This window comes from Natrinema sp. LN54, from assembly GCF_052439245.1.
GTDB classification, from domain to species: Archaea; Halobacteriota; Halobacteria; order Halobacteriales; family Natrialbaceae; genus Natrinema; species Natrinema versiforme_A.
The window spans coordinates 546479-572902 of the sequence record NZ_JBQVRP010000004.1; the positions used below are offsets into that span (position 1 = coordinate 546479).

The window sequence follows — 26424 nt, forward strand, 5'->3', positions numbered from 1 at the left end:
ATGCCGCCGACCGCGAGCGTGACACCAACCGCTATCGCTCCGTCTTGAAACCGCAGTCGCGATCAGCGTCGAGTCTGATCAGCGCGACTCGGCGTCGATCCGCACGAGGAGGCGAGCGAGAGCGACCATCTCGAGAAAAATCACGAGCCCGATAGTATATACGAACCTACTTGTGCCGTCGTGACGAACCGTTGTCACATGCGAGACCGTCCCCGCCGAACCCTCCTCAGTGGGATCAGTGCGTCGCTCGTCGGCACGGCCGCCGGCTGTCTCTCCGTGCTGGACGAGACCGACGAAACGCCCAGCGAGGAGACCGACGCGTCCGACGATCCGTTCGCCGACCTGCTCGCCGCCGTCCCAGCCGACACCGCCGACGAGAGCGCGGCGCTCTCGGCAGTACACGAATCGCGACTCCGGGACGCCGACGTACAGGACCTCGTCGGCCCCTACGATATCACACACGGCACGGGACTGACGGAGCTGTTCGCCGGCGACACTGGCACCGTTTCGCGCCACGTTACCGTCATGGACGAGGGCCTCGAGTCGCCGTTCGTCACGGTCTTCGAGACCGAATCCGGCGATTTCGACCCGGAACGCGACATCGACGCGGCCCTCGAGACCGAACTCGCAACTCGGGAACACGACGCCGGGACCGACTACGAGTTCGCGCCGCTCGCGGACGCGGGCGTCGTCGCCGCGCTCGACGGCGTCGGCATCGTCGCCGACTCGGCGTCGACAGTCGACGCCGCGATCGCCGCTCGAGACGGCGACGCACCGGCGGTTCGCGACGCGGTCACCACCTTCGACGAGGGGCTCGCGGCGTTCGCGGACGCCGATATCCGGACCGTCACGACCGACGACGAGTGGTCGTGGGCCTATGACGACCTCGAGCCCGAGGACGGGGAGTACGCGATCCTCGCCGCGACGGTGTCCGATCCGGACACGCTCGAGATCCACCACGGGCTCTCGCTCGTCGATGACTCGCTCGTCACGGACGATCTGGTCGACCGGTTCCGAGCGCAGCTACGTAGTGGCGGGAGAGAGATCGTCTCGTCCGACGTCGACGGCTCGCTCCTGACGGCGACGGTCGAAATCGATCTCGCCGCCGAACGCCACGAGAGCCCGGGTCGTCTCGAGGCCGGGGAACTGGACGCCGACGAGCAGTACGTGGAAATCGAGGTCGGGGCGGGCGATCCGACGCCGGTCGACGAACTCAGGCTCGAACTCGACGGCGAGCCCTACGACGAGGAGATTTGGGCCGACGGCCGGGACGAGATCGAAGGGGGAGACACGCTGCTCGTGGCGACCGAGGACGCCGAGCCGTACCTCCGGATCTCGCTCGTCCACGAGGGAGACCGCGGCATGCCCGCCCACACGACCCTGTACGCCGACTTCGAGTGGACCGTCGACTACGATCTGGACGCGAGGACGCTGTCGGTCCGCTACGAGGACGAGTTCCCGCTCGACGGCGATCACGTGATCCTCGCGCTGTACGACGCTGACGACGCCGAGGCGATAGTATCCGAGCTGGTCCGGACGACGAGACCGTGGACCGGTACCGACCTCTCGACCGGTGACGGGGTGACCCTCGAGGACGTCGCGCCCAAAACGGCCGTCTACGTCTGCTGGAAGGAACCCACGCGCTCCAAGGCGCTCACCAGCGATCGGATCCAGCCGATCGGGGAGGCTACGGTCGACTACGAGTACGAGACGCGGACGGCGACCGTCGAACTCGCCTTCGAGGACGACCGGACCAGACCGGCCGCGGAGTATACGGTCTTGCGCGACGGCGAACTGGCCGCTACACAGTGGCACGACGAGGGCGAGACGGTGTCCGACGGCGACACGCTCGAGCTCGCGTCGGTCCCCGTCGGGACGACTATCAGTGTCGTCTGGGGAGCGAACGACCTCCCTATCGGCAGCGGGGAGGCCGACTCGTCGGTCTCGTTCGATCTCACGGTCGAGAACGGGACGGTGACGCTCGTCCACGACGGCGGGCGGCCGCTGCCCGTCTCCGGGCTCGTCGCGGAGGTCCATATCGACGACGAGGAAATCGACGTTCCGCTCGACGAACGGACGGACGGACCGTTCGCATCGGGGGATACCGTGACGCTCATCGACGAACTCGAGCGGGACGATCCACCGCTGAAAGTTCGGGTCCGCCGCGACGGCGAGTACATCGACGACGCGTACGACGGAGAGCTCTGATCGAGCGAGACGCGAGCACACCGCTCGAGCTAGAGGTCCGGAATCGGAACGACGACGACTGGCCGGCTCGAATCGGTGAGAAGCCGCCGTGCGGTCGAGCCGAGTTCGTGCGCCGCATCGGGATCGCCGCTGTGTGTGCCGATCACGATCTCGTCGACAGCGAACTCGGCCGCCGCCTCGAGGAGCGCCTCGGCGGGGGTCCCCGATCGAAGCTCCGTCTCGACGTCGCCCGCAGCCGCGAGTCGAACGGGCGCGACGTTCAACGCCTCCTCGCCATCACGGCGTGCCGTCGCGTCGTCGGCGACGGCGACTGCGATCACCGCATCGTCGTCGGTGACTCGGTCGCCGAGATAGTCACAGATCGCCGCCGTCGTGTGAACGGAGCCGGTTCCGACGAGATATTGCATAGCGGTCCTACGGCGACGATATCGAAGAAAGCTGTGGAACCGAAATCGGAATCGATATCGACGGACGGCACGGGATTTTCCGACCCAGAAAACGCGCTCGTATCACTAATAGGACGGCACGGAATGGACCACACGGGGGACGAGAGGTCAGCCCTGCACGCCTTGGTGGTCCCCCGATGCTTCCCCGCATCCGATCATCCCCACGGGTTGCGACGCCTGCCCCAGTCCCCGCGATCCCCCTCTCGCGGGGACATATGCGTCGCCTTCCTATCACTGGTAGCAGAAACGGTGGTCCCGGGATCGCTTCGGCCCTACACGTTTCCAGTCACTACTCGCTGTCAATGCTGCCCGTACAGCGAGTAGGTGATCGCAACTAGACCGACCAGTCGACTCACGTTCTCGAGCAGTGCGATGACGATTCGTTCCGGGCTGACCAGCGTGGTGACCACGACGTTGACGAGGAAGGGAAACAGCGTCAACAGGAGGAGCCCGACCGCGAGGTAGAGCATCGACGACGCGTCGTTGCGTCGGTAGCCGCGGTAGGCCTGATAGGCGATCACCGTCCCGAAGAGGGCGACGAGGAACAGACTCGCGACGGTCAACAGCTCGAACATCGTCGCCTCGTCGACCCGTACGACGCTCCGACTCATCGCATCCCCTCCCACATGCGAGTGAACTTGTCGGCGACATCTTCCTCACGGTACGTCAACTCGAGGGCGAACGAGCCGTCCTCCAGCGACAGTTCGAGTCGGTCGAGGTTCGCACTGTAGACGCTGTAGTGGTTGCCGTCCGGTGCGAGTTCCGTCTCTTCGGTGACGAGGTGACACTCCTCGAGACGGTCGAGCCGCCGGTAGATCGTCGGGAGGGACGCGTCACACCGTTCGCTCAATGTACTGGCAGACATGGGTTCGACGCTCGTGTGGGTGAGGATATCCCGTGCGTACTCGTCGTCGAGGACCGCGAGCAATGTAGACAGGTCAGGTTCCTCACTCACTGGTATAGCTGTTCGTTTCGGTATAACTATGAAAAGCAGTCCGGTTTTTCTGAACGAGAAAACACGATAGCGATCGGAGACGGGCACCGAGCGGTCAACCGTGCTGCGAAACCTCGATCCCGGCCGAGACCACGAGGTACGAGTGACGGCCGTCGACGAGCGCGGCTCGAGTCACAACCCGCTACTGCCCCCAGTTTTGAACCCCCGAACGCGCCGTCCCCGAGGCGACCCTCCCGCGGACTGCCTCGGCCCCGACGGTCGATCGCATCGACGAGGAATGGCGCAGTGCCGACACCCATGCGGTCGAGACATTTCTCTGGGGAGACAGCCTCCCCGATATCGCGGCCGAATGGCGGGCGCTGTGGGACGAAGAGGCTCTGTACGTCCTCGTCACCGTCACCGACTCCGATGACGGGACGCGGGACGCCGATATCGAACGCTACTTCGATCCCGATAACAGCCGCGGGACGACCTATGACGGGGAAAACGACCGCCAGATACTCGTCCCGCGAGGCGCGGAGACGGCAGTTTCCGGTTGGAACTCGGCTCCGATAGCGGCGGGTACCGAGGTCGAAACGGTCGAGACCGACGACGGGTGGCGGACGATGCTCGCGATCCCGTGGGCGAACTACGGTGTGCGTCCCGTCGTCGGCCACCGCGTCGGAATGGATGTCCACATCCCCTGAAGAACGACGGCGAGCGGAGCGGGAAGCTCAGTTGGTTCGACGAGTCCGACAGCGCGTGGGAGAGCCCGGAGCAGTTCGCCACCGTCGAACTCGGCGAGTGAGCGGTGGTCGCCCGCTCGAGACGAACCGATCGACGACCGACTGGTCTCGGTTCCCGTAATCGACCGCCAGTTGCGGAACAAGAATCGCCGATGTCGATGATTCGGTATCGCAGTATATGATTTATCGGCGCCGTCGAAGAGAAACGCAACCAGTCTGGGGACCAAGAGAGACGAATCGGTCCGCTCCCCGCCAACGCCCGCTCGAGCAAGTCGAACAGTCGCTCGAGAACCCCGCGCAGCCGACCGATGAATTTTGCCCACGGATCACTCGATGGACTCGGTCTCGAGTCCCCGAGTAGTATCGAGGTCTCGTCCGAATCGCGATCTCGTCGGCCGTAACTGCTGGCGCTGTCGCTGCAGTATTCGTGACAGGAGACGAGTCCGTTTTCGAATCCACTCCGGAACCCACACCCCGAAGTCGCTGTCATCTCCCCCATCGCAGCGTCGATCAGAATTCGGTCCCGCTCGAGTGTCGTCCCGCCAGCGATGACTGCCGGAGCTGTGGTCATAGGTCCCCATCGACCGCGATGGAAACTCGGGACTCGGTTCCTGTCGTATGAGACGGGTGTCCCAGCAATCGCTCGATCGAAGTTAGCGCTAAAGAGGGGCCGGTCGAGCAGCGGTTTCTGACCGGATACACCCCGGGATCGAGGCGACCGAAGACGGTGCAGATACAATCAGATCGATCACCGAGACGAATTCATCGCAGCCGGCTCTCCGGGTCCGGCGGAACGCTGCTCGATACGAGCAGCCATCGAACTCTCTGCGAGACATCACTTGATCGGCACCTGCCCTCGAGCGAGCCGTTCAGTTCCACGCATAGCTCGGCGAACCGTTTATCGCTCCCCGTCGGATTAGTTCGCCCATGACCCGCACGACCTATCGCTGTCCGTGTGGCGCACACCTCGAGTTCAAACAGGACCTCGAGAAGGAACGCGGAACGCCGACACCGAACTGGAAGTGTAAAGACTGCGGGACGCCGGTTCCGGGGATGACGGCCGAGAAGATTAGACACCAGCATCCGTCCTGAGTCGACGATCCGAAGTCGTGACTGAGACGACCGATGCCGGAAATAAATCATATTTCGATATATCGAATCGCGGGTTCTCGAGTTAACGAGAACGGACCGCCCTGCGATTCGATCGCCCGATCTCGAGTCAGTGTGTGGACAGCCCTCTCCCCGAGGCGAGCAGCGGGAACTCCGTTGCAATCAATTCACACGGATACTCGGCTATTTCAATATATCATGTAATTATAATCTGTTTTCTCTGTCGGTCCGGTCGGCCGATCCGAAGATGTCCGAAACGAACGACGACGAACGCCGAACCGGCCACCCAGACACGTCCAGTTCCGCGCTCCGACGACGATCGTTCATCGTCGCGGCGGGCGCATCAGTGACCGGAACGGCCGGCGTTGCGGGTGCGACTCCCGGTCGCGGGAACGGGAACGGTCCCGACGAACGCCACCCCACCGAATCGAACGCGAACGGATTCCACGGTTCTACCGGCGATCCGGACCTGATCGCTCACCGCGGCTTCGCCGGGCTGTATCCCGAAAACACCGTCGGCGCGGTCGAAGCCGCGGCACGCGGCTGGCAGTCGCCCGCCGCGCCGTCGCGCGGTGCCGACATGATAGAAATCGACGTCGTCCCGACGGCCGAGAACGACGTCGTCGTCTTCCACGACGATCGACTCGCCAGCCGCGACGGCGGCGAGCGCGGGCTGACCGACACCGAGGGCGTCGTCTGGGAGACGGAGACGGACACCGTGACGAGCGCCGAAGTCCTCGAGAGCGGCGAAACCGTCCCCCGGTTACGGCCCGTTCTCGAGGCGATTCCACCGTCAGTCGGGGTCAACGTCGAACTGAAGAATCCTGGGTCGTTCGACGTGGCCTTCGCCGAATCGCTTCCGGGCGACGAACTCGAGGAGCAAAAAGAGATCTGGCAGCCGTTCGTCGAACGAGTGCTCAACATCGTCGACGAGTTCCACCACGAGTACCTCTTTTCCTCGTTCTACGAGGCGGCGCTGGCGACGACCCGCGACGCGTCCGACTATCCGGTCGCACCGCTGTGCTGGAGCTCCGTCGCGGACGGCGTCGAAATCGCGCGACGATACGAGGCCGAAGCGATTCACCCGCCCTATCACATGATTCGGGGAACGCCGTTTTACGCCGATCAGCGCTACGAGGAGGGCGCGGGCTGGTCGGAGATCGATCTCCTCGCAGTCGCACACGAGGAGGGCCGAGACGTGAACGTCTTCACCCTCGAGACCTGGTATCAGGGCGAACAGCTCGCGGCGGCCGGCGTAGACGGGATCATCAGCGATCACGCCGACGTGCTCCGATTCGGCGCGACGAACTGAGTCCGTCCCGGCCGGGAATATCTGCGCACCGTTCCATTCGAATCGCATTTTTCCGACCCCGTGAGACCGAAACACGGATTTAGGATCGTGGAACAGTATGGGACGAACTGATGATCCGTGGCGACACCGACACGATCCGCCCTCGCCGCGGTGAGAGCCGCCTCGAGCGGCCGGACAGCGGCCGAAACGGGAGCCGACGGTCCGCGCCGCGTCGTCGCGCAGCAACCGAGCGGGTGATCGCCCCGTGACGGAGGTCGCGATCACGGACGCGGTCGACGCCTATCTCCAGCGGAAGGCCGTCGGGGATCCCGACGGACCGGGTGCGGGAGCCTACGCGTCCAACGCGGAATCGATCCTCCGGCGGTGGGCCGACTGGCTCGAGCGAGAACACGGGCTCACCGCCCTGTTCGCACTCGAGGTCGAGCACATGCGCGCGTACGCGGAAGAACTCCGCCGGCGGACCGACCGCGGGGAGTACACCGCCTCGACGGCCGGCACCTACTACGCGGTCGTCCGCGCGTTCCTCTCGTGGTGTGTCCGCGGCGGGATCCTCGCGGACAACCCCGCCGCGACCGACCGCGCGGAGGCGGCGTTACCGACCGCCGAGACGCGCCGGGAAAGCGACTCCTGGACCGCACGACAACGGCGTAAACTCGAGCGCCACGTTCGCGAACGCGCGCTCGAGGCCGCCCCCTCGACGAGCGAACGACGCACGCGGCTGCGCGAGTACGCGATGGTCGCCGTGCTCGCCCACTCGAACGTCCGGGGGGCCGAACTGTTCCGGGTGCCGGAAGACGACCGGCGCACCGGTGCGACGTGGGACGATGTCGACTTCTATACGGGGACGATCCGCGTGCTGGGAAAGTCCCAACGCCTCGAGGACGTTCCGCTTCCCGCCCACGCACGGACGCCGCTGCGGCGGTATCGAGTGGTCCTCGATCCGCCGTCGAACGACTGGCCGCTGTTTCCGACGGGCCACGCGCCGTCGATCGCGGCGCGAGTTCGGTCGGTGTTTCGCGACCGAGGGCGCGACGAGAGCGAGATCGAGGCGCTGTTCGAGGACGCGACGGCGACCGAACTCGCTCGAGAGCACGCCATCGCGCTGCCGGCGATTACCACCGAGGGAGCGCGATCAGTCCTGAAACGACTCTGTGAGGACGCGGGCGTGGACATCGACGGCAACTACCTGACGCCGCGGGGCGTGCGAGGCGAGCACGACGGCGACGGTGACGCGTACCGCCGCGAGGCGACGGCGTCGAAACCGACGCTTCGGGCGTCGGTGCTCGAGCAGTCGATCGTCGTTTCGGGAGAACAGCCGTCAATTGGCGACGACGATGGGCGGTCGCGAGACGAGCAACCGGACCGTAATTGAAACGCGAGGCGAGCCGAACATCGAAATCGAAAGCGACGGCACTCGAGTCGCTATCGCTGCTATCGGTTTCAGACGACGAGGAGCCACAGGATCGCCGTCAGAACGAGCATCAGCAGCAAGACGGTGGTGCCGATGCCCGTTCGGAGGTGGATCGTGGACGGACGCCCGCCGTCCGTCGGCTGGCGCTCGTCGACATCGACCATCCAGTCGGGGAGACGACCCGCGGCCGCGTCGACCGCGAGGACGGGATTGTTGCCGATCCAGTAGCAGCGTTTGACTCCGCCGACGACCGCTCTATCGACGGCGGCGTACGTTTCGGTCACCGCGAGCATCGTCCAGCGGCTGAGAGAGTACGTCGCCGGATAGACGAACATCACCGGATCACCCAGATCGAGTTTCGAGAGCGGTTTCCGGACGAGGACGAACGTGACGGCAGCCACCGTCGTCAGGATTCCCGCCGTCTCGAGGTGGCTCTGGCTGTAGGGGTGGAGTTCGCTCTCGCCGCCGGGGTAGACGAACTCGAAGTGGCCTCCGTGACCGTGGAGCGTCGGTGCGAGGTCAGCGAGTCCCTGCCACCAGACGCCGAAGAGGAGACAGGCACCGCCGAGCCCGAGCATCGCGACGGTCTGGCCGGGTTTTGCGTCGGCGACCTCGAAATCGCTCTCGCCGTGGAAGAAGACGTAGTAGCCGAGCTTGATGAAGGAGAGCAGCGTCCCGATCGCACCGAGCCAGAGCAGCCAGTACAGCGCCTGAAACTCGGGTTCACCGTAGTAGTGGGGATCCGGGTTGGCCGCGTCGAAGAGCATCCCTTTGCTCACGTAGCCGTTGAAGCCCGGAATGGCGGTAATCGAGAGCGCACCGAGCCCGAAGGCGATCGCGGTCAGGGGCATCTCGCGCCAGAGGCCGCCTAACTCGTAGAGGTCCTCCTCGCCGGTGCGGTAGATGACGACGCCGACGGCCATGAACAGCAGGCTCTTGAACAGGATGTTGTTGAACAGGTGACTCAGCGCACCTGCAACGGCGATTTCGCTGGTTACCGTCCACGCACCCATCCCGATCCCGGCGACGATGTAACCGAGCTGGGCCTGAATGTGGTAGGACAGCAGCGCCCGCATGTCGTGTTGCAGTAGTGCGAAGGTCGCGCCGTAGACGGCCATCAGCCCGCCCATGTACGCGATGTAGATCCCCAGTTCGCTCTGGGCATCGACCGGGAACGCCCGATAGAGGACGAACGCGCTGGTCTTCGTGGTGTACACCGAGAGGAACACCGAGGCCGCAATGTGTGGTCGCGGATAGGTGTCGGGCAGCCACGTGTGGAAACCGATGAAAGCGACGTTGACGCCCATCCCGAGCACCGCGAGCAGCGCCGGGATTCCGGTGGCGATCCCGTCGCTGGCCGTATAGACGAACGACCCGACCTCGACGTAGTGGACCGCGACCGCGAGCATCACGAGCACGCCGCCGGTGCCGTGGAAGATCGCGTACCGGAACCCGGCTCGGACCGCCTCGCCGCCGTAGTGCCAGACCACGAGCGTACTCGTTACCGCCATCAGCTCCCACATGAACAGGAGCACGAGCCAGTCGCCGGCGAAGGCCGCCCCGATCGACGAGGAGACGTAGACGAGCGCGAACGCGACTAACGTCTTACTGGCTTCGCTCGAGTAGGCGTAGATGACGCTACAGACGCCCAGGAAGCCGAGTCCGATGCCGACCATCCGGGAGAACCCGTCGACGTAGAACGGGACGACCCGCTCGAATCCGAGGAAGGTGCCGGCGAGGTGTTGGCCCTCCGGCGCGACCAGCGAGATCGCGAGCACGGCAGCGAGGCTGAGCGCACCGACGGTGAAGCCGGCGATCCGCGGCAGGACGAGCACGAGCAGCGCCGCCGCGAAGACCAAAAGCGGCGGGTAGGCGAGCGACAGGAACTCGAGCTCCATTAGCCGCTCACCTCCGTGACGAGGTCACCGAACGGACGTCCCAGTTGCTCGAACGGCATCCCGAAGACGCCCTTGACGATCCGGGTCGCCAGATCGAGGAAGACGGCGTAGTCCGGGACGACGCCGAGGACGATCGCACCCGTCGCAATGATCGTGATGGGTGCGAGCATGAGCCACGTGCTCTCGGCGAACAGCGAGCGGCGTTGCCAGCCGTCGGCCGGCGGCCCGCCGGTGAGGTGGTCGTCGTGGTCGCCGTGATGATCCGTGGCGTCGACGGACTCGCCCGTCGAATCGCTCCCGTCGGGAACCGTGTGGTCGCTGGGGTTCTGGTCGACGGCGTATTCGAACGTTTCGTCCCCTGCGGTGTCGTCTGCCTCCGCGGCCGTCTCGCTTCGTTCGTGCTCGCTGTCGGTTCGTTCGCCCCCGTCAGCGGCGACGTGCCCGTCGTCCGGCTCGCTCCCGTAGGACTGGAGCAGGCCGCCTCGCGGGAACTCGAGGAACGGTTTGGCGTTGTGTCGGTCCTCGCTCTCGAAGAAGGCCGTATAGACGACCGGCCAGAAGTAGCCGATGTTGAGCACGGCCGAGAGCAGCAGTGCACCGGCGAACAGCCAGTACTCGCCGCCCATGTAGCCGGCGCCGATTAGCATGTAGAACTTGCTGACGAAGCCGGCAAGCGGCGGCAGTCCGGCCATCCCGGCCGCGCCGACGGTAAATGCGGTCATCGTCAGCGGCATCCGCTTACCGATGCCGGCCATCTCGCTGATGTAGTCCGTGTGGGTCTCGACGTGGATCGCACCCGCACAGAAGAACAGGGTGAGTTTCGCGAACGCGTGGGCGGGGATGTGGAACAGCGCCCCGACCATCGCGTAGGGGTGCAGCATCGAGAGCCCGAGCACGATGTAGGAGAGCTGTGCCGTCGTCGAATAGGCGAGCCGGCGCTTGAGGTGGTCCTTGCGCAAGGCGATGATACTCGCTGCGGTCAGCGTGAACGCGGCGACGAGGGCGACCGGGATATTCAGCCCGACCTCGCCGATTCCGGGCACGTCGAGCGGCAGGTCGTGGATCAGCCCCGGACCGTAGACCTCGAGGATGACGCGAGCGATGCCGAAGGCACCGGACTTGACGACCGCGACCGCGTGGAGTAGCCCGGAGACGGGGGTCGGCGCGACCATCGCGTCGGCGAGCCACGAGTGGATCGGCATCAGCGCGGCCTTGACGCCGAAGCCGGCGATGAGCAGGAAAAAGGCGGCTTGTGCGTAGACCGGCTCGACCTGTGCGGCCGCGGCGAGTGCCTCCATGCCGCCCGCCTCGAAGGCGAGCGTCGGCCCGCCGACCAGCCCCGTCAGCCAGTAGATCAGGACGGTGCCGGCGAGCAGGAAGACCCCGCCGCCGAAGAACGTGTAGGTCAGGTACTTGCGGCCGGCGATGCGGGCCTCGCTGTCCTCGTTGTGGGCGACCAGCGGATAGGTCACGAGCGACAGCAGTTCGTAGAAGACGAAGATGGTCACCAGATTCGCCGCGAAGGCGATCCCGACGGCAGCGGAGAGGCTGGCCGCGAACGACGCGAAGAACCGCGTCTGGGAGTGTTCGTCGAGCCCGCGCATGTACCCCGTCGCGTAAAACGACGTGAAGATCCAGAGGAAGCTCGCGAGCAGGGCGAAGAAGATCCCCAGCGGGTCGGCCCGCAGGGCGAAGTCGATCCCCTCGAGGAACTGGATTCCCGTCGAGTCCGCGAGACTCCACCGGAAGACGGTGCCGTCCATGACGGCGGGGAGCATGCTCGCCACGATGGCGAACTTCGCGAGGGCGGCCAGGACTGACCAGCCCTCGCGGAGGTTCGGTCGGCGATGCGACGCGACGATCAGGACGATGGCGACCGCCGACACCAACACGGCGGCGAGCGGCCGAATGTCTGCAACCATTAGTTGAACACCTCCGTGAGGAACGGCGAGAGCAAGTCGGCGAGCGTGCCGCCGGCGAACCCGAGCGCGACGGCACCGAGCGCGGCGACGACGACGATCGCGACCATCCCGGTCGAAACGGGGTCCCGCGTCTCCCCGCCGCGGATCGCGGCGGCAGCGGTTCCCGCCCCGTCGAATTCGGGATCGGCGGCGTCGGATTCGTCGCGATCGGCGTCACCGCCGTCGGTCGCCACCGCTCCCGGCGCGTGCGGGCGATCGACCGCAGCGGGCGGCGTGAAGTACATCTTCTCGAGTAGGCGAGCGGCGTAGGCTAAGGTGAGCATGGTACTGAGGAAGATCACGGCGGCGACGGGCCAGAGCTGGGACTCGACGGCACCCAGCGCGATGTACCACTTGCCGACGAAGCCGACGCCCGGCGGGACGCCGACGAGCGCGAACAGGAGCACGGCCATGGACCCGGCGATGACCGGTCGCTCCTTGGCGAGGCCGGCGTACTCGTCGACGGTGCGGGCTCCGTAGCTCGCCGCGACGAGTGCGGCCCCGAGGAAGAGGCCGGCTTTCAACAGCCCGTGGCCGACGAGGTGGATCGCGGCACCGACGAAGGCCGTCTCGGAGTTGCCGGCGATGACGACCCCGTAGGCGGCCACGACCAGCCCGAACTGCGAGACCGACGAGTACGCGAGCATGCGTTTGACCTCGGTCTGGATCACGGCGAGCACCGTGCCCGCGAGGACGCTCACACAGCCGATCGCGAGGACGACCGCGGCCGCGTTGGGCATCGTCGCGAGGTACTCGACCTCGAAGACGGTGACGATCAACCGGCCGAACGCGTAGGCCGATGCCGTCGAGACGAGCGCCGCGATCAGCGGCGTCACGCCGTCGGGAGCCTGCTGGTAGGCGCTCGGCTGCCACGTGTGCAGCGGCCACTGGGCGACCTTAACGGCGAAGCCGACGACCATGAACGCGAAGCCGGCGTGGATCAAGGTCTGTGCCTCTGCCCCCGGAATCGCCTCGGCGAGTTCGACCATGTTGAGCGTCCCCGTCGCCATGAAGACGAACGCGACGCCGATCAGGTACATCGAGGCGGCGACGGTGCCCAAGATCAGGTACTTCAGCGAGGCGACCGCCGACTCGGGACCGTCGCCGCTGGCGACCAGCGCGTAGGTCGCGAGGCTCGTGATCTCGAGGAAGACGAACAGGTTGAACACGTCGCCGGTCAGCGAGATGCCGAGCAGGCCGCCGGTCAACAGCAGGTAGGCGGTGTAGAACGTGTTTCCGTGCGGACCCCCGTGACGCGTGTACGCGAGGACGCCGAGGGCGACGGCGGTCACGAGCAGGACGATCAGCATCGAGAACTCGTCGGCGACGAGTTCGATCCCGTACGTCCGTTTGTAACCGCCGAGTTCGTGTCTCACGTCGCCGCCGGCATAGACCTCGCTCGCGAGGACCACAGCGCTGGCGAACAGTCCGAGCGTTGTGAGTCCCGCGACGGGCCATCCCGTCCGGTCGAACCACAGGCCGAGCGCGATCGGCAGCGTCGCGGCGAGGATCGGGGCGACGATCAGCAACGGCAGGATCAGATCGACGTTACTCATCGGCACGCACCTCCCTGAGGGTGTCCTCGCGGAGCGTCCCGTACTCCGCGTAGATGCGGATGATCAGCGCCAGCCCGACGGCCGTCAGTGCGATGCCGACGACGATGGCGGTCAGCACGATGACCTGCGGCAGCGGGCTCGCGACCATGACCTCCCCCTTTTCGCCGTGGTGGGGGACGATGGGTGCCGTCGCGCCCGGTTCGTCGATGTAGGCCATCGAGATGAAAAACAGGAAGATGGCCGTCTGGAAGAGGCTCACCCCGATCAGCTTCTTCACGAGGTTCTCGCTGGCGATCACCATGTAGATGCCGAGCCCCAGCAAGACGAACATCAGGACGTAGGTGTAGCGATCCAGCAGGAGTTCAATCATCGTCGCTCACCTCCGCGGCGGGCGAATCGGGGCCTTCGGAAGCGTTGGTGTCACTGCTGATGCCGCCGGTCCCGCTGGGCCGCTCGGGCGAAAAGCCCGCTGCCATCGTAAAGAAGAGGCTGATAATGGTCCCCGAGACGATCAGCGAGATGCCGGCGATCTCGACGGCCTCGAGCCCCCACTTCTGTTTGACGTGGAAGACCTCGTAGAGTCGATCGAACTCGAGGAACCCACCGCCCAGCGTGATCATTCCGAGGCCGATCGCGCCGAAGATGACGACGCCGCCGGTGACGAGACCGGTGATAAAGGAATTTCTGAGCCACTGTCGGGTCGGTTCGATGCCGAACGCGAAGGCGAGCATGAGGACGGTGACACCGACGATGGTCCCGCCCTGGAAGCCGCCACCGGGGGCGTCGCCCCCGTGGAAGGTCATGAACAGCCCGTAGGTGAGCGTAAACGGTGCAATGATCTTGACGGCGGTCATGATCACCTGACTCTCGGTGTAGGTATCGTCGACTGATCCGGACATTAGGCGAACACCTCGCGTTTCAAGACGAGCAGGGTCGAGACGCCGGCGGCGAAGACGACGACCGCCTCGCCGAAGGTGTCGAACCCACGGTAGGCGGCCAGCACCGACGTAACCGCGTTCTCGACGCCCGTCTGCTCGTACGTCTCCGTGATGTAGTGTTGGGTCACCTCGGGGTTCGACCAGACCGGCGTCTCCGTGCTCCCGACCGGGTACATTTCGGGGAGCACTGCGGTACAGAGCAGGAGGACGAACGCACCGACGACGACGACCGCAGGCACGTGGATCCGCTCTCTGAGCGCGTCGGTCGTGGGCCGCGTAGTGCGCGCGATCGTCAACAGGAGCAACAGCGTCGTGACGCCGGCACCGATCGCGGCCTCGGTCATGGCCACGTCGGGTGCCAGCAGGAACGTATAGAGGATGGCCATCCCGAGGCTGTAGGCGCCGAAGACGATGATGACCGACAGCACGTCCCGGAACAGCACCGTCGCGACGGCCGTCGCGAGGATGAAGATCACGAGCGAGTACGCGAACAGACTCATCGGGTCTCACCGTCCGTTTCGGTCGGCACGTCGGTTTCGGCGGGCGCTTCGGGTTCGGCGGGCGCTTCGGGTTCGGCGGCGTCCTCCTCCGCGAGGACGGGTTCGACGCCCGTCTCCGCCGCGGATCGGGAGATCGCATGGGCCGCCGTCGGGTTCGTGACGAACACGAAGAACAGCAGGAGGACGGTGTAGACCGCCGCGTGCTGCCAGCCGAAGGCGACCGCGACGCCGGCGAGCGCGAAGCCGGCCCCGAGCGTGTCCGTCTGGGAGGCCGTGTGTGCCCGGGCGTAGATGTCCGGGAGCCGGAGGACGCCGACCGTCGAGACGAGCGTGAAGAACACGCCGAGCCCGAGCAGGACGACGATCGTCCAGAACCGGACGGTCCCGACGGTCGACTGGAGCGCGATCGGCTCGATCACAGCACACCACCCCGTTCGACGGTGAACTTCGAGATGGCGATCGACATCAGGAAGTTCAACAGGGCGTAGATCAGCGCCACGTCGAGGAACCACGACTGATCGAGCCCCGCGGCCAGCAGGGCGAGGATGACGACCGTGTTCGTCCCGAGGACGTTGACCGCCAGCAGCCGGTCTTGGGTCGTCGGCCCGACGACGGCGCGATAGAACATCGCGATCGCCAGCACGACGAACAGGCCGGCCGCGACGAGGAAGACGTCCTCGAGCGAGACCGGCGTCACAGCTCGTCACCCCCGACGATTTCGGCGTCGTCGCGTTCGCGCGGCGAGGGGATCGCCGCCGATTCGCGACCGTAGAAGACAAAGCGGATCCCCCGCTCCAAGCCGCCGTCGAAGAGGTCGTCGCGTGCGGCGGGAATCAGCGTGTGGACGAGCAGTTGCTGGTTGTTGGCCCGGACCGTCAGCGTGCCCGGCGTGAGCGTGATGCTGTTTGCCAGCGCGGTCAGCGGCAGCCCGCTCCGAACGCGGGCGTTGACTCGCGTTAGCGATGGCTCGATCGGCATCGACGGCCGGAGGATGACCGCAGAGACCGCGATGTTTGCCTTGACGATCTCCCAGAGCAGATAGGGGATGTAGAACGCGAATCGAACGACGCGGAGCGGCGACTGGACGCGGTCGAGCGGCACGGTAAACGTCACCTGCGCGAGCGAGACGGCGGTGATGCCGGCGACCGCCGCGCCGGTGACGAGATCGAACCAGTAGGTCGGATCGCCCAATACGAGATAGAAACCGTAGGAGATCAGGAACGTCGCGAACAGTCGATCGAAGTCCTCGGTCCCGCTGACGAGACGGCCGCGTCGGGCCGATCGCTCGACCGGAGCCTCGTCGTAGGCCAGCCCGACGCGCTCGAGTTCGCGCTCGAGCGGTTGGAGCATCTGTGCGGTGACCCCGGGCTGGTACTCCGGATCGATGACGACCCGGTCGATACCGTGTTCGTCGGCGTAGGCGTCGAAGATTTCGGCGTAGTCTCGCGGCCCGAAGAGGTATTCGTCGGCACCGAGCGTCGCGGTCTCGACCGTCACGTCGGCGTCGCCGGCGTCCTCTTCGACCCAGTTTCGCGCCCGCGAGAGCAGCCCTTCGGCGTCCTCGTGTTGCTGGTCGCTCTCCGGCACGTCGGCGTCGTAGGGGAGCGCGACGACGAGATGACACTCGAGCGAATCGGCCGCCTCGAGCCCGGACTGGACGGCGTAGCCGACCGTTTGCCTGACGGTTACCGTATCAGACAACGGGACGAGCAGACGGTTAGCCGCCACGGCGTCTCCCTCCTGGGGACCGACATTGGGTACTCATGGCTCTCGTTGTTAGTCGAATCAAGCGGTAGCCGTAGGAAAACGATTTCGTTATCCAGCGGTAGTCACGGGTTTCGACGTGTTCGGCCGAGGTGATCGTGACGGACGTTGGACGTTCGGGCCCTGGTCTCGTCGAACGGTCGTCGCGAGCGCGGTTCACTGCCGTCGCCGGACGATCGGTAGCTTTACAATCGCAGTTTCAGTAGAGAAAACTGACTTGCATGACGACGACCGAAACCGTTCACGGTCGAATCGGAGCCGCCCGTGACGACCTCACGACAGCACAGCTACTGGCCGTCTTCGCGTTCGTCGCGGCGCTGACGTTCGCGTTGCTGTTCCTCCAGGAACCGCTGGTCCACGACTCGATGCACAACTTCCGACACGCGGCCGGCGTCGTCTGTCACTGAGACCGATGCTCGTCGACTACCTCGAGCGGGGTGTGCTCGCCGGCGCGATCGCGGGAATCGCATACGGAGTCTACATGGCGGTCGTTGCGAACCCGCTGATCGGCTACATGGAGACGGTCGCAGCGGGCGGCGAGCACACCCACGAAGCCGGTGAACACGCCCATGCCGCTGGCGAGCACGCCCACGCCGCCGGCGAACACGCTCACGCAGTGAGCGAAGCGACGACCGCCGCGGTAAGCGTCGGCAGCGGCGTCCTCTGGGGAATCCTGCTCGGCGGCGCCTTCGCGCTCGCCTTCTACTTCCTCGAGCCGGCCCTGCCCGGTCGCGGGCGGGTCAAGACCTACGTGCTGGCCGGCGCCGGCTTCCTCACCGTCTCGGTCGCGCCGTGGTTGGTGCTCCCGCCGACGACGCCGGGTGCCGAGCAGGCGTTCGATCCCACGCTCCGGATCGCGATCTACGCGGGGCTGATGGCCGTCGGCGCGCTCGTCGCCGCGCTCTCGATTTACGGCTATCGCCGCGTCTCGGCGCGAAGCCGACCGCTCGGAGGGGTCGCAGCCGCGATACCGATCGTCGCGCTCGTGGCGGTCACCGCGATCGCGGCGCCGACGATCGTCGAGTCCGGCTCGATGCCGGCCGAGCTCGTGACCGCGTTCCGCGGGCTGACCGCGCTGAGTCAGGCCGCGCTCTGGGCGTTCGTCGCGGGCTGTTTCGGCTGGCTCCAGACGCGGGCCGGCGTGCACTCGACGGCCGAGCGACGCGAGGACCTCCTGACCAGTCCATGAAAGACCGGACCGAGGAACACCGCGACCGCCTCGAGGCGCACGTCTTCGTCTGTACCAACGACCGTGACGGCGAGTACGCGAGTTGCGGCGCGGTCGGGGCCGAGGAGACGGTGGCGGCGGTCAAAGACTGGCTCCGCGAACGCGACGCCTTCTGGACGGCGGTCTCGGTCAGCGAAACCTCCTGTCTGGGACTGTGCAGCGAGGACGGTACTGCGGTCTCGATTCAACCGCGAAACACGTGGTACTCGGACGTGACACCCGAAACCGTTCCCGACCTCCTCGAGTCGGAGTTCGGGCCGGACGCGGCACAGGTCCGCGACGAGAACTGAGTCGGCGGACATGGCGTTCCGGAATCAGGAGCATGCGCACCCCTTTTCTCTCGACTAAGTTGGTATCCGCCGACGGTCCGACCTCTGTACGATGCAGGCGATCTCGATGAGAGCGCGCTCGTCCGAACCGCTAACTGGCTACCGGTCGGATCGAGTCACATGGCAGAGACGGACGACGCGACCGACGCGGACGAGACCAACGACGAATCGCCCGACAAACGACTCGTGGAGGGCTGGCACGGCCGCTACTACGAGGACTTCTCGGTCGGCGACATCTACAAGCACCCGTTCGGCCGCACCGTCACCGAGACGGACAACGTCTGGATGTCAAACATCACGATGAACCTCAATCCGATGCACTTCAACGAGGCCTACGCCGCGGAGACGGAGTTCGGCGAGCGCCTCGTCGACGGCACGTTCGTCATCGCGTTGGCCGTCGGAATGAGCGTCATCGACATCTCGGTCAACGCCACCGCGAACCTCGGCTACGACGACATCCGGCACCATAATCCCGTCTTCCACGGGGACACCATCTTCGCCGAGAGCGAGGTGCTCAGCAAGCGGGAACTCGAGTCCCGCGATCACGTCGGCATCGTCGAGACCGAACTCCGGGCGTACAACCAGCACGGTGATCTCGTCCTAAGCCTCGAGCGGACGCCGATGGTGCTGAAACGCGAGCATGCAGAGCCCTCCCCCGCGAAACCGCCGGGCTGGCTCGAGGGAATCGGCACGCAGCCGGAGGACCTCTAACCGGGCACAGTCGACTCAAACGGTGACTTCGACCGCGCTCGAGTCGCTCCGAAAGGTGACTGTGACGACGTGCTCCGGCCTCGAGCGCTTCGAGACGTTTACCTGTCGGCCATCCCCACGTAGTGGCAATGACGCTGTACTCGCGGGTCCGCCCCCTCGCGTTCAAACTCCCGGCTGAGACGGCCCACGATCTCGGCAAACGGACGCTCCGGGCGGCCCAGTCGACGCGGCCGACGCGGGCGGCGCTGTCCTACGCGTATCGGTACGACGATCCCGCCCTCGAAGTCGACCTGTTCGACACCACGTTTCCGAACCCGGTCGGCGTCGCCGCCGGCTTCGACAAGAACGCCGAAGTGACCCACGCGCTCGAGGCATTGGGCTTCGGCTTCGTCGAAATCGGAACCGTCACGCCCTATCCGCAAGCGGGCAACGACCGACCCAGACTCTTCCGCCTGCGCGAGGACGAGGCGATGGTCAACCGGATGGGGTTCAACGGGCAGGGGATGGAACGGGTCAAATCGCGACTCGAGGACGACGGCACCCCCGCCATCCCGCTCGGGGTCAACGTCGGCAAGATGAACTCCTCGAACGAGCGCGAGGCGATCGAGGACTATCGGCGGGTCTTCGACCGGCTCTCGCCCTTCGCCGACTACGTCGTGGTGAACGTCTCCTGTCCGAACACGCCCGACGAGTTCGACGAGGGCTCACCCGAGCACCTGCGGGCGATCTTCGAGACGCTCGAGGCCGAAAACGACCGCGACGTGCCGATACTGGTGAAGATCGGGCCCGACGAGCCCGAGGCATCCGTCTTCGATCTCGTCGACATCGTTCGGGAGTTCGACCTCGACGGCATCGTCGCGACGAACACCTCGACGAGCCGCGAGGGACTCGACTCGCCCCGACGGGAGGAGTGGGGCGGGCTCAGCGGGAAGCCGCTCGAGGATCGCTCGACGGCCGTCATCCGCTCGCTCGCGGAGTACACGGACGGCGAGCTACCGATCGTCGGCGTCGGCGGCGTCGACTCGGCCGAAAGCGCCTACGAGAAGATCCGCGCCGGTGCCTCGCTCGTCCAGTTGTACACCGGGTTCGTCTACGAGGGGCCGTCGACTGCAAAACAGATCAATCGGGGGCTCTCGAAACTGCTCGAGCGCGACGGCTTCTCGTCGGTCGCGGACGCGGTGGGCGCGGACCTCGAGTGAGCGGGGCCGGCGATCAGTCGGCGGGCTCCGGATCGTCGAGCGCGTCCTCGAGTCCGTGGTGTTCGGCGGGGCCGACGACCTCGTCGCTCCGTTCCTCGCGTATCTCTCGCGTCCGGGACTCCTCCCGTTGGGACTCGACGACCGGCTCCGCGTCGCCGTCGGTGACGGAGAGGTACACCGACCTGAGCTGTTCGGTCTTATCCGTCTCGGTCGTCTCGTCCGGTTCGTCTCGGTCGGCTGCCTCGGGTGCTCCATCAGTCATGGCGGACGGTCTTCATTGCGGCCGACGGACGGAGTGTGAATATAAACCGACCGCCGCTTTCACGAACTGAGAACTGTCGCGGCGAACGATACACGAACGGTCGCAAGCAACGTGGCGTCTCGGAGCGGCGGTGTGGGCTTGTGCGTTGTTTCGTTCGACAGTATCACTCGACATCGACGCGGGTCCCGTACCCCGACTCGCCGACGACGGCTCCGTCTTCGAAAACGGGCTCGCCGCGGACGACCGTCGCGACCGCTTTCCCGGTGAACGATTCGCCTTCGAACGGCGTCACGCAGTTCTTCGAGTGGAGGTCCCGTCGATCCTCGAGCGTCCACTCGCGGTCCGGGTCGACGATCGTGAAGTCCGCGTCGGTGCCGACCTGCAGCGACCCCTTCTGCGGGTACATCCCCCAGACCTGTGCCGGACGGGTGGAGTGCCGGCGGACCCACTCCTCGAGCGTGAATCGGCCCTGATCGACGAAGCTGAGCATAGCCGGGACTTCGGTCTCGAGGCCGACGAAGCCCGAAATCGCGTCCCACGTGTTGCCGAACGGGTCGTCGACTTTCTTCTCCTCGGGGGTGTGGGGTGCGTGGTCCGTGGCGATGCAGTCGATCGCGCCGTCGTCGATACCCACCTCCCAGAGTTTGTCGCGTTCCGCGGCGTCCCGGATGGGTGGCTGCACTCGAGCGACGTTACCCTTCTCGCGCATGACGTCCTCGGTGAACCAGAGGTAGTGGGGGGTCGTCTCCGCGGTCACGTCGACGCCGCGGTCTTTCCCCCGCGCGACGGCCTCGGCGGCCGATCCCGACGAGACGTGGAACATGTGGATCTTCGCGCCGGTTTCCTCGGCGAAAGTGATCATCCGCTCGACGGCCTCTTGCTCGGCGATAACGGGGCGGGAGTGAGAGTGATCGATCGGCTCGTTTCGCCCTTCGGCTTTGAACCGTTCCGTATAGTGGTCGATGATCTCGCCGTTTTCCTCGTGGAAGCCGAGTCGCTTGCCCGTCTCCCGGATTTTCTCCATCGCCTCGATGATCTCGCCGTCGCTCGGCGGCGGCACGTCCCCGACCGTCGAGCCGAGGAAGACCTTGAATCCGAGCGCACCCGTCTCGTCTATTTCCGGGATCAGATCGAGGTTCTCGCTCGTGACGACCGCGTAGCTCTGGAAGTCGACGTGGGCCGACGCCTCGCCGCGCTCGAACTTGAGGTCGAGGTGTTCGGGCCGATCGATGACCGGGTCCGTGTTCGGCATCCCGACGACGGTCGTCACGCCGCCGGCCGCGGCCGCTCGGGTCGCTGACTCCCAGTCTTCCTTGTACTCGAGGCCGGGCTCGCGGTTGTGAATGTGACAGTCGACGATACCGGGAACCAGCACGTTGCCGTCGGCATCGAGGACGCGGTCCGCGTCGGGGAGCCGGTCGCTTCGGCCGACGGCGACGATTTCCCCGTCTTCGACGGCGACCCCCGAGTCGGCCGAGCGACCCGCGGGCGTGACGACGGTACAGTTGCGCACGACGAGATCGACGGTCATTGGCGTGGGATTGCCGAGGGCCGCGCATATAGCTTCCCCAAACTGCTCGCGTTGCTAGCGGTCTGAGCGACACGAATACTGACGCGGAACCTATACGCACGAACGGAGCAGAAGACATTCGGTTGATGTTTATGTGTAAATATAAAATGAGTGGGCATGGAAAAAGAGGCGTTCTTTCAGGCGGCGATGCTGTGGTTCCTCGTGGTGATCTATTTCACCATGGAAACTGCGATAGTACCGCCGTTCGTCGAAGTCGTCGATTTCGTCGGCCTCGTGCTCTTTCTGGTGCTCCCGATCTACGTTCTGGTTGCAGTCGGGAGGATGCTCACTACGAAATTTCCCCTAGAAGTCGGCCAAGACCGATAACACACGTCAGGAGACGGTGATACCGATGAACGGCAACTGCCAGCAGTGTACGGTGCGGTTCGGCGGGAGCGGCGGTATTCGGTCTACACACCCCTCGTAACTGCTCGAGTGGCGCGAACGAACCGAGCTGTAAGCAGTGCCTTACGCCGTCTCGAGCCCGAATACGCGGGGGTATGAATGTGATACTAAACAGCGAGGAACTGGTCGTCCCAGGAAATGGACTCGCCAGCGATCCGCGACAAGACGATACTCGTGACCGGCGGTGCGGGCTTCATCGGCAGTCACCTCGTCGACGCGCTGACGCCGCACAATGAGGTCAGGATTCTCGACAACTTCACGACCGGCGACCGGGCTCACGTCCCCGACGAGGTGACGGTGATCGAGGGCGACGTTCGCGATCCGATCGCGCTCCAGAAAGCGGCCCGCGGCGTCGACGTGATCTTCCACCACGCCGCCGTCGTCAGCGTCACCCAGAGCGTCGACGAACCCCGGCAGAGCAACCGGACGAACCTCGAGGCGAGCCTCCTCGTCCTCGAGCAGGCCCGTCAGGAGGACGCCCGGGTCGTCCTCGCCTCGAGCGCGGCCGTCTACGGCCACCCCGAGGAACTGCCGGTGCCGGAGACGGCGCCGACGAATCCGACCTCGCCCTACGGCGTCCAGAAGCTCGCGCTCGACCAGTACGCTCGGCTCTACGAGGAGCTGTACGACCTCCCGACCGTGGCGTTGCGGTACTTCAACGTCTACGGTCCACGCCAGCAGGGGCCCTACAGCGGCGTCATCTCGACGTTCCTCGAGCAGGCGCGGGCGGACGAGCCGATCACGGTTCAGGGCGACGGCCAGCAGAGCCGCGATTTCGTCCACGTCAGCGATGTCGTCCGGGCGAACCTGCGGGCGGCGACGACGGACGCGGTCGGCGAGGCGTACAACATCGGCACGGGCCAGCGCACGACGATTCGGGAACTCGCCGAAACGGTCCGCGACGCGACCGGTTCGTCATCGACGATCGTCAACCGCGACCCCCGTTCCGGCGATATCAGACACAGCGGCGCGGACACGTCGAAGGCGGCCCACGACCTCGGGTTCGACGCGCGTGTCGGCCTCAAGTCGGGTATCAGGTCGCTAGTCGGCGACGGGCAGTCCGAAGCGGCCGAGATGGACGCCGGGGCCACGCTCGAGCCGAACCGAGAAGGCGGTTCGTACAGCTAATCCGGCTCGAAGCGATCGGCTGACACCCAGCCCACGGCTGCGGTCGCGTCGAACCGTCGGGCTCGAGCGAAATCGACAGAGACGGTCCTCGAAGGGGAGAGACACGCTCGTGTTCGATCGACGGAGAATCACGCCAACATTGTCTTACCGGCTGAATCCGGAGTGAATCCGCGCTAGCCGTTCCAAACGTCCGGTCGAGTTTATTCAATCCGTCGAGCAAAGCCAGCCTATACCATGACTGACGAGTGTTCCAGCAGCGCGCTCACGAATTGTGCCGCTCCGATCCCCCCACCACCAGACACCGGCCGTCCGTCGACACCTGCGACGACCGAGAGCCTCCCTGCGTCGACGCCACAGTTGTCATCATTCGACGTGATATACTCCCGAGGTAGTAACAGAATATGAGTTATAAAAACCGATTTGTAGACCGATCACGACGGTACAGGACATGAATCACGCGACTACAGACCGTCCGAAGCCATGAGCATCCGACGGGTTTCCACTCGCCTCGACTCGCGCGGGTCGTCGATCGGTGGTGCAGTCGCGTCGGTCAGTTCCACGTGGTCCGAGTACGTCCCGGGATTCGCCCGGCCGCTCCAACTGGAGGGAGGCGCCCATCTCGCGGCCCTCGCCGGAATGGCCGCGCTCGCGCTGCTCGGTGGGATACTCGTCGCTCGCAACCGATACGAAGAGCCGGCCTCGCTCGCGAACGAGGCGGAGTCGGACCACGAGGAGTTCGTGACCGATCGGGAACGAGTGCGCCAGCTCCTCAGGGAAAACGGGGGACGGATGAAGCAATCGAACATCGTCGACTCCGTCGACTGGTCGAAAGCGAAAGTCAGCCGATTGCTCGCCGACCTCGAGGACGACGATCAGATCACCAAACTGCGGCTCGGACGCGAGAACCTCGTCTGCCTGCCGGGACACGAGCCGACGGCGTCGAAGTCACCCGAACAGGCGAACGACGACTAAGCGGTCGGTCGTTCCTATCAGCAATCGTTGTTTTCCGTCGGCGGCCGAGCCACTGAATCCCCACTGTCTGGCCGTAGTATCCGATTTCTCAGCGTAATGGTTCTGCCGGTTTATCCGCCAAACCAACGACGAAATGGATGCCTTCACGGCAACCATGAACGCACGAAATCAGTTACTCGTCGTACTTACCGCACTGATGCTCGTCTGCTCGAGCGGAGCGATGGTCGCAGCGGCCGCGACCGGTGGGGCCCAGAGCAGCGATGTCAGTGAGGACGAATACGACGGCACAGACGCTGAACCGACGAACGAATCAGTAGCCGACGAGGACAGCGCGGACACGGCGACCGGACTCGACGAGGGCGAGACGACACCGATCGATAACGAGTCCGACGACGCCGATACCGGTCTGGAGAACGAGTCGGACGGTCAACAAGGCGCGTACGTGACGTTTAACGAACAGACGGCCGAGAACGACACGGTCGTCGTCGAGAACGTCTCGCTCGCGAGTGACGGCTTCGTGACGATCCACGACAGCAGCCTCCTCGTAGGCAACGTCTTCGAGAGCGTCATCGGCACGTCGGCGTATCTCGAGGCGGGCACGCACGAGAGCGTCGAGATCACGCTCAACGAGTCGCTCGAGGAAGACGAGACGTTGATCGCGATGCCGCACCGCGATACGAACGACAACCAGCAGTACGATTTCGTCGAGACCGAGGGCCAGGCTGACGGACCGTTCGTCACGCCCGAGGACGAGCCCGTGACCGACGACGCGACGGTCACCATCGACGGGGAAGACGACGAGGCTCCGGTCGACGATAACGAGACCGTTGTCGACGACAACGAAACCGACGTCGGCGACGAACCGATCGACGATAACGAGACCGTTGTCGATGACAACGAGACCGATGTCGGTGACGAGCCGGTCGACGATAACGAGACCGATGTCGGTGACGAACCGGTCGACGACAACGAAACTGATGTCGGCGACGAGCCGATCGACGACAACGAGACCGATGTCGGTGACGAGCCGATAGATGATAACGAGACAGACATCGACGACGGACCGGTCGATGACAATGAGACCGATGTCGGCGACGAACCGGTCGACGACAACGAAACTGATGTCGGCGACGAACCGATTGACGACAACGAGACCGATATCGATGACGACGAGACTGATATCGGTGACGAACCGGTCGATGAGGAGCCCGTTGATGATAACGAAACCGACGAGGCTCCGGTCGATGAAGAGCCGATCGACGACAACGAAACCGACGAAGCACCCGTTGACGAAGAACCGATGGACGAGATGCCGATCGACGCTGACAACCGTCCGATCTTCGTCACGATCGAGGATCTCACTGTCGAAAACCTGAACGTCGAAAACGCGAGCGTGTATGTTCTTGTCGTCGGCGAGGATATCAGCGCTGACGAACTCCCGGACGACATCGACAACATCACCGACGAGGCACCCGTCGATAACGAAACCCCAGTCGACAACGAAACGCCAGTCGACGAGGAGCCAGTTGACAACGAAACCGACGAAGTTCCAGTCGATGAGGAACCCGTCGATAACGAGACCGACGAAGCTCCAGTCGACGAGGAGCCAGTTGATAACGAGACCGACGAAGCTCCAGTCGACGAGGAACCCGTCGATAACGAGACCGACGAAGCTCCAGTCGACGAGGAGCCAGTTGACAACGAGACCGACGAAGCTCCAGTCGATGAGGAGCCAGTTGACAACGAGACCGACGAAGCTCCAGTCGATGAGGAGCCCGTCGATAACGAGACCGACGAGGAACCCGTCGACAACGAAACCCCAGTCGATGAGGAGCC

28 protein-coding genes are annotated in these 26424 nt (G+C 65.1%); 14 read left to right on the top strand and 14 right to left on the bottom strand.

Going from position 1 to position 26424, the window contains the following annotated elements; all coding sequences use genetic code 11:
- The first annotated feature begins 198 nt into the window (after positions 1–198).
- Complete coding sequence (locus ACT4ML_RS15185; protein WP_444721613.1) at positions 199–2208, top strand: hypothetical protein; 2010 nt, start codon at positions 199–201, stop codon at positions 2206–2208.
- A gap of 29 nt (positions 2209–2237) precedes the next feature.
- On the opposite strand, the gene ACT4ML_RS15190 is transcribed toward ACT4ML_RS15185, so the two are convergent.
- The 3 genes from ACT4ML_RS15190 to ACT4ML_RS15200 all read right to left on the bottom strand — a co-directional run bounded on the left by ACT4ML_RS15190 (position 2238) and on the right by ACT4ML_RS15200 (position 3609).
- A complete protein-coding gene (locus ACT4ML_RS15190; RefSeq protein WP_444721614.1) occupies positions 2238–2615 on the bottom strand; it encodes a universal stress protein in 378 nt (125 codons plus the stop codon).
- Between the two features lie 338 nt (positions 2616–2953).
- On the bottom strand, positions 2954–3265 hold the full coding sequence (locus ACT4ML_RS15195; RefSeq protein WP_138244650.1) for a DUF7521 family protein: 312 nt from the start codon (positions 3263–3265) through the stop codon (positions 2954–2956).
- Positions 3262–3609, bottom strand: a complete 348-nt coding sequence (locus tag ACT4ML_RS15200; protein WP_444721615.1) for an ArsR/SmtB family transcription factor — start codon at positions 3607–3609, stop codon at positions 3262–3264. Before ACT4ML_RS15200 ends, ACT4ML_RS15195 begins: the two co-directional genes overlap by 4 nt.
- Before the next feature lie 266 nt (positions 3610–3875).
- On the opposite strand from ACT4ML_RS15200, the gene ACT4ML_RS15205 reads away from it, so the two are divergent.
- The 4 genes from ACT4ML_RS15205 (at position 3876) to ACT4ML_RS15220 (ending at position 8128) form a co-directional block, all read left to right on the top strand.
- A complete protein-coding gene (locus ACT4ML_RS15205) occupies positions 3876–4295 on the top strand; it encodes a sugar-binding protein (protein ID WP_444721650.1) in 420 nt (139 codons plus the stop codon).
- 966 nt (positions 4296–5261) lie between these two features.
- Positions 5262–5426 carry a hypothetical protein gene (locus ACT4ML_RS15210; RefSeq protein ID WP_444721616.1) on the top strand — a complete coding sequence of 55 codons (165 nt, stop codon included), beginning with the start codon at positions 5262–5264 and terminating at the stop codon, positions 5424–5426.
- Positions 5427–5691: 265 nt separating this feature from the next.
- Entirely contained in the window at positions 5692–6756 is a 1065-nt protein-coding gene (locus tag ACT4ML_RS15215; protein ID WP_444721617.1) for a glycerophosphodiester phosphodiesterase, read from the top strand.
- A gap of 244 nt (positions 6757–7000) precedes the next feature.
- Positions 7001–8128 carry a tyrosine-type recombinase/integrase gene (locus ACT4ML_RS15220; protein ID WP_444721618.1) on the top strand — a complete coding sequence of 376 codons (1128 nt, stop codon included), beginning with the start codon at positions 7001–7003 and terminating at the stop codon, positions 8126–8128.
- Positions 8129–8196: 68 nt separating this feature from the next.
- On the opposite strand, the gene ACT4ML_RS15225 is transcribed toward ACT4ML_RS15220, so the two are convergent.
- From ACT4ML_RS15225 to ACT4ML_RS15265, 9 genes are read right to left on the bottom strand one after another with little or no spacing between them, the layout of a single operon-like run.
- Positions 8197–10065, bottom strand: coding sequence for a Na(+)/H(+) antiporter subunit D (locus tag ACT4ML_RS15225; RefSeq protein ID WP_444721619.1), 1869 nt, complete (start codon positions 10063–10065; stop codon positions 8197–8199).
- Positions 10065–11987, bottom strand: coding sequence for a proton-conducting transporter transmembrane domain-containing protein (locus tag ACT4ML_RS15230; protein WP_444721620.1), 1923 nt, complete (start codon positions 11985–11987; stop codon positions 10065–10067). The genes ACT4ML_RS15225 and ACT4ML_RS15230 overlap by 1 nt, the downstream gene beginning before the upstream one ends.
- Entirely contained in the window at positions 11987–13582 is a 1596-nt protein-coding gene (locus ACT4ML_RS15235; protein ID WP_444721621.1) for a proton-conducting transporter transmembrane domain-containing protein, read from the bottom strand. Before ACT4ML_RS15235 ends, ACT4ML_RS15230 begins: the two co-directional genes overlap by 1 nt.
- The gene (locus ACT4ML_RS15240) at positions 13575–13952 is read right to left on the bottom strand and encodes a cation:proton antiporter subunit C (RefSeq protein ID WP_444721622.1); all 378 of its coding nucleotides are present in this window, start codon (positions 13950–13952) and stop codon (positions 13575–13577) included. The genes ACT4ML_RS15235 and ACT4ML_RS15240 overlap by 8 nt, the downstream gene beginning before the upstream one ends.
- On the bottom strand, positions 13945–14481 hold the full coding sequence (locus ACT4ML_RS15245) for an MnhB domain-containing protein (protein ID WP_444721623.1): 537 nt from the start codon (positions 14479–14481) through the stop codon (positions 13945–13947). The genes ACT4ML_RS15240 and ACT4ML_RS15245 overlap by 8 nt, the downstream gene beginning before the upstream one ends.
- Positions 14481–15020, bottom strand: a complete 540-nt coding sequence (locus ACT4ML_RS15250) for a DUF4040 domain-containing protein (protein ID WP_444721624.1) — start codon at positions 15018–15020, stop codon at positions 14481–14483. The genes ACT4ML_RS15245 and ACT4ML_RS15250 overlap by 1 nt, the downstream gene beginning before the upstream one ends.
- Positions 15017–15439 (bottom strand): monovalent cation/H(+) antiporter subunit G, encoded by a 423-nt coding sequence (gene mnhG / locus ACT4ML_RS15255; protein ID WP_444721625.1) that lies wholly within the window; start codon positions 15437–15439, stop codon positions 15017–15019. The genes ACT4ML_RS15250 and mnhG overlap by 4 nt, the downstream gene beginning before the upstream one ends.
- Complete coding sequence (locus ACT4ML_RS15260) at positions 15436–15717, bottom strand: cation:proton antiporter (protein WP_444721626.1); 282 nt, start codon at positions 15715–15717, stop codon at positions 15436–15438. The genes mnhG and ACT4ML_RS15260 overlap by 4 nt, the downstream gene beginning before the upstream one ends.
- Positions 15714–16748 (bottom strand): monovalent cation/H+ antiporter subunit E, encoded by a 1035-nt coding sequence (locus ACT4ML_RS15265; RefSeq protein WP_444721627.1) that lies wholly within the window; start codon positions 16746–16748, stop codon positions 15714–15716. Before ACT4ML_RS15265 ends, ACT4ML_RS15260 begins: the two co-directional genes overlap by 4 nt.
- Positions 16749–17005: 257 nt before the next feature.
- Between ACT4ML_RS15265 and ACT4ML_RS15270 the strand changes: the two genes are divergently transcribed.
- The 5 genes from ACT4ML_RS15270 (at position 17006) to ACT4ML_RS15290 (ending at position 20251) form a co-directional block, all read left to right on the top strand.
- A complete protein-coding gene (locus tag ACT4ML_RS15270; RefSeq protein WP_138244637.1) occupies positions 17006–17191 on the top strand; it encodes a CbtB domain-containing protein in 186 nt (61 codons plus the stop codon).
- 5 nt (positions 17192–17196) lie between these two features.
- A complete protein-coding gene (locus ACT4ML_RS15275) occupies positions 17197–17973 on the top strand; it encodes a CbtA family protein (protein ID WP_444721628.1) in 777 nt (258 codons plus the stop codon).
- Positions 17970–18302, top strand: coding sequence for a (2Fe-2S) ferredoxin domain-containing protein (locus ACT4ML_RS15280; protein WP_444721629.1), 333 nt, complete (start codon positions 17970–17972; stop codon positions 18300–18302). The genes ACT4ML_RS15275 and ACT4ML_RS15280 overlap by 4 nt, the downstream gene beginning before the upstream one ends.
- 159 nt (positions 18303–18461) lie before the next feature.
- Positions 18462–19052, top strand: coding sequence for a MaoC family dehydratase (locus ACT4ML_RS15285; RefSeq protein WP_444721630.1), 591 nt, complete (start codon positions 18462–18464; stop codon positions 19050–19052).
- Between the two features lie 128 nt (positions 19053–19180).
- Entirely contained in the window at positions 19181–20251 is a 1071-nt protein-coding gene (locus ACT4ML_RS15290) for a quinone-dependent dihydroorotate dehydrogenase (protein WP_444721631.1), read from the top strand.
- A 13-nt stretch (positions 20252–20264) separates the two neighbouring features.
- On the opposite strand, the gene ACT4ML_RS15295 is transcribed toward ACT4ML_RS15290, so the two are convergent.
- Together ACT4ML_RS15295 and allB are read right to left on the bottom strand one after the other, a co-directional pair.
- A complete protein-coding gene (locus tag ACT4ML_RS15295; protein WP_138244632.1) occupies positions 20265–20513 on the bottom strand; it encodes a hypothetical protein in 249 nt (82 codons plus the stop codon).
- A 163-nt stretch (positions 20514–20676) separates the two neighbouring features.
- Positions 20677–22044 carry an allantoinase AllB gene (gene allB, locus ACT4ML_RS15300; RefSeq protein WP_444721632.1) on the bottom strand — a complete coding sequence of 456 codons (1368 nt, stop codon included), beginning with the start codon at positions 22042–22044 and terminating at the stop codon, positions 20677–20679.
- Between the two features lie 156 nt (positions 22045–22200).
- On the opposite strand from allB, the gene ACT4ML_RS15305 reads away from it, so the two are divergent.
- The 4 genes from ACT4ML_RS15305 to ACT4ML_RS15320 form a co-directional block, all read left to right on the top strand.
- Positions 22201–22410, top strand: coding sequence for a hypothetical protein (locus tag ACT4ML_RS15305; RefSeq protein ID WP_444721633.1), 210 nt, complete (start codon positions 22201–22203; stop codon positions 22408–22410).
- A 216-nt stretch (positions 22411–22626) separates the two neighbouring features.
- Entirely contained in the window at positions 22627–23616 is a 990-nt protein-coding gene (locus tag ACT4ML_RS15310; protein WP_444721634.1) for an NAD-dependent epimerase/dehydratase family protein, read from the top strand.
- Positions 23617–24096: 480 nt separating this feature from the next.
- On the top strand, positions 24097–24588 hold the full coding sequence (locus ACT4ML_RS15315; RefSeq protein ID WP_138244626.1) for a helix-turn-helix transcriptional regulator: 492 nt from the start codon (positions 24097–24099) through the stop codon (positions 24586–24588).
- A gap of 154 nt (positions 24589–24742) precedes the next feature.
- A partial coding sequence (locus ACT4ML_RS15320; RefSeq protein ID WP_444721635.1) for a DUF7282 domain-containing protein occupies positions 24743–26424 on the top strand: 1682 nt, incomplete at its 3' end.

Excerpts from the sequence above, each read along its gene's own strand:
- ACT4ML_RS15210 (WP_444721616.1), top strand. The coding sequence starts at position 5,262 with ATGACCCGCACGACCTATCGCTGTCCGTGTGGCGCACACCTCGAGTTC.
- ACT4ML_RS15190 (WP_444721614.1), bottom strand. The coding sequence starts at position 2,615 with ATGCAATATCTCGTCGGAACCGGCTCCGTTCACACGACGGCGGCGATC.
- ACT4ML_RS15225 (WP_444721619.1), bottom strand. The coding sequence starts at position 10,065 with ATGGAGCTCGAGTTCCTGTCGCTCGCCTACCCGCCGCTTTTGGTCTTC.
- ACT4ML_RS15230 (WP_444721620.1), bottom strand. The coding sequence starts at position 11,987 with ATGGTTGCAGACATTCGGCCGCTCGCCGCCGTGTTGGTGTCGGCGGTC.
- ACT4ML_RS15185 (WP_444721613.1), top strand. The coding sequence starts at position 199 with ATGCGAGACCGTCCCCGCCGAACCCTCCTCAGTGGGATCAGTGCGTCG.
- ACT4ML_RS15245 (WP_444721623.1), bottom strand. The coding sequence starts at position 14,481 with ATGTCCGGATCAGTCGACGATACCTACACCGAGAGTCAGGTGATCATG.
- ACT4ML_RS15215 (WP_444721617.1), top strand. The coding sequence starts at position 5,692 with ATGTCCGAAACGAACGACGACGAACGCCGAACCGGCCACCCAGACACG.
- ACT4ML_RS15195 (WP_138244650.1), bottom strand. The coding sequence starts at position 3,265 with ATGAGTCGGAGCGTCGTACGGGTCGACGAGGCGACGATGTTCGAGCTG.
- ACT4ML_RS15290 (WP_444721631.1), top strand. The coding sequence starts at position 19,181 with ATGACGCTGTACTCGCGGGTCCGCCCCCTCGCGTTCAAACTCCCGGCT.
- ACT4ML_RS15285 (WP_444721630.1), top strand. The coding sequence starts at position 18,462 with ATGGCAGAGACGGACGACGCGACCGACGCGGACGAGACCAACGACGAA.
- allB (WP_444721632.1), bottom strand. The coding sequence starts at position 22,044 with ATGACCGTCGATCTCGTCGTGCGCAACTGTACCGTCGTCACGCCCGCG.
- ACT4ML_RS15235 (WP_444721621.1), bottom strand. The coding sequence starts at position 13,582 with ATGAGTAACGTCGATCTGATCCTGCCGTTGCTGATCGTCGCCCCGATC.
- ACT4ML_RS15280 (WP_444721629.1), top strand. The coding sequence starts at position 17,970 with ATGAAAGACCGGACCGAGGAACACCGCGACCGCCTCGAGGCGCACGTC.
- ACT4ML_RS15250 (WP_444721624.1), bottom strand. The coding sequence starts at position 15,020 with ATGAGTCTGTTCGCGTACTCGCTCGTGATCTTCATCCTCGCGACGGCC.
- ACT4ML_RS15295 (WP_138244632.1), bottom strand. The coding sequence starts at position 20,513 with ATGACTGATGGAGCACCCGAGGCAGCCGACCGAGACGAACCGGACGAG.
- ACT4ML_RS15305 (WP_444721633.1), top strand. The coding sequence starts at position 22,201 with ATGGAAAAAGAGGCGTTCTTTCAGGCGGCGATGCTGTGGTTCCTCGTG.
- ACT4ML_RS15240 (WP_444721622.1), bottom strand. The coding sequence starts at position 13,952 with ATGATTGAACTCCTGCTGGATCGCTACACCTACGTCCTGATGTTCGTC.
- ACT4ML_RS15270 (WP_138244637.1), top strand. The coding sequence starts at position 17,006 with ATGACGACGACCGAAACCGTTCACGGTCGAATCGGAGCCGCCCGTGAC.
- ACT4ML_RS15275 (WP_444721628.1), top strand. The coding sequence starts at position 17,197 with ATGCTCGTCGACTACCTCGAGCGGGGTGTGCTCGCCGGCGCGATCGCG.
- ACT4ML_RS15315 (WP_138244626.1), top strand. The coding sequence starts at position 24,097 with ATGAGCATCCGACGGGTTTCCACTCGCCTCGACTCGCGCGGGTCGTCG.
- ACT4ML_RS15310 (WP_444721634.1), top strand. The coding sequence starts at position 22,627 with ATGGACTCGCCAGCGATCCGCGACAAGACGATACTCGTGACCGGCGGT.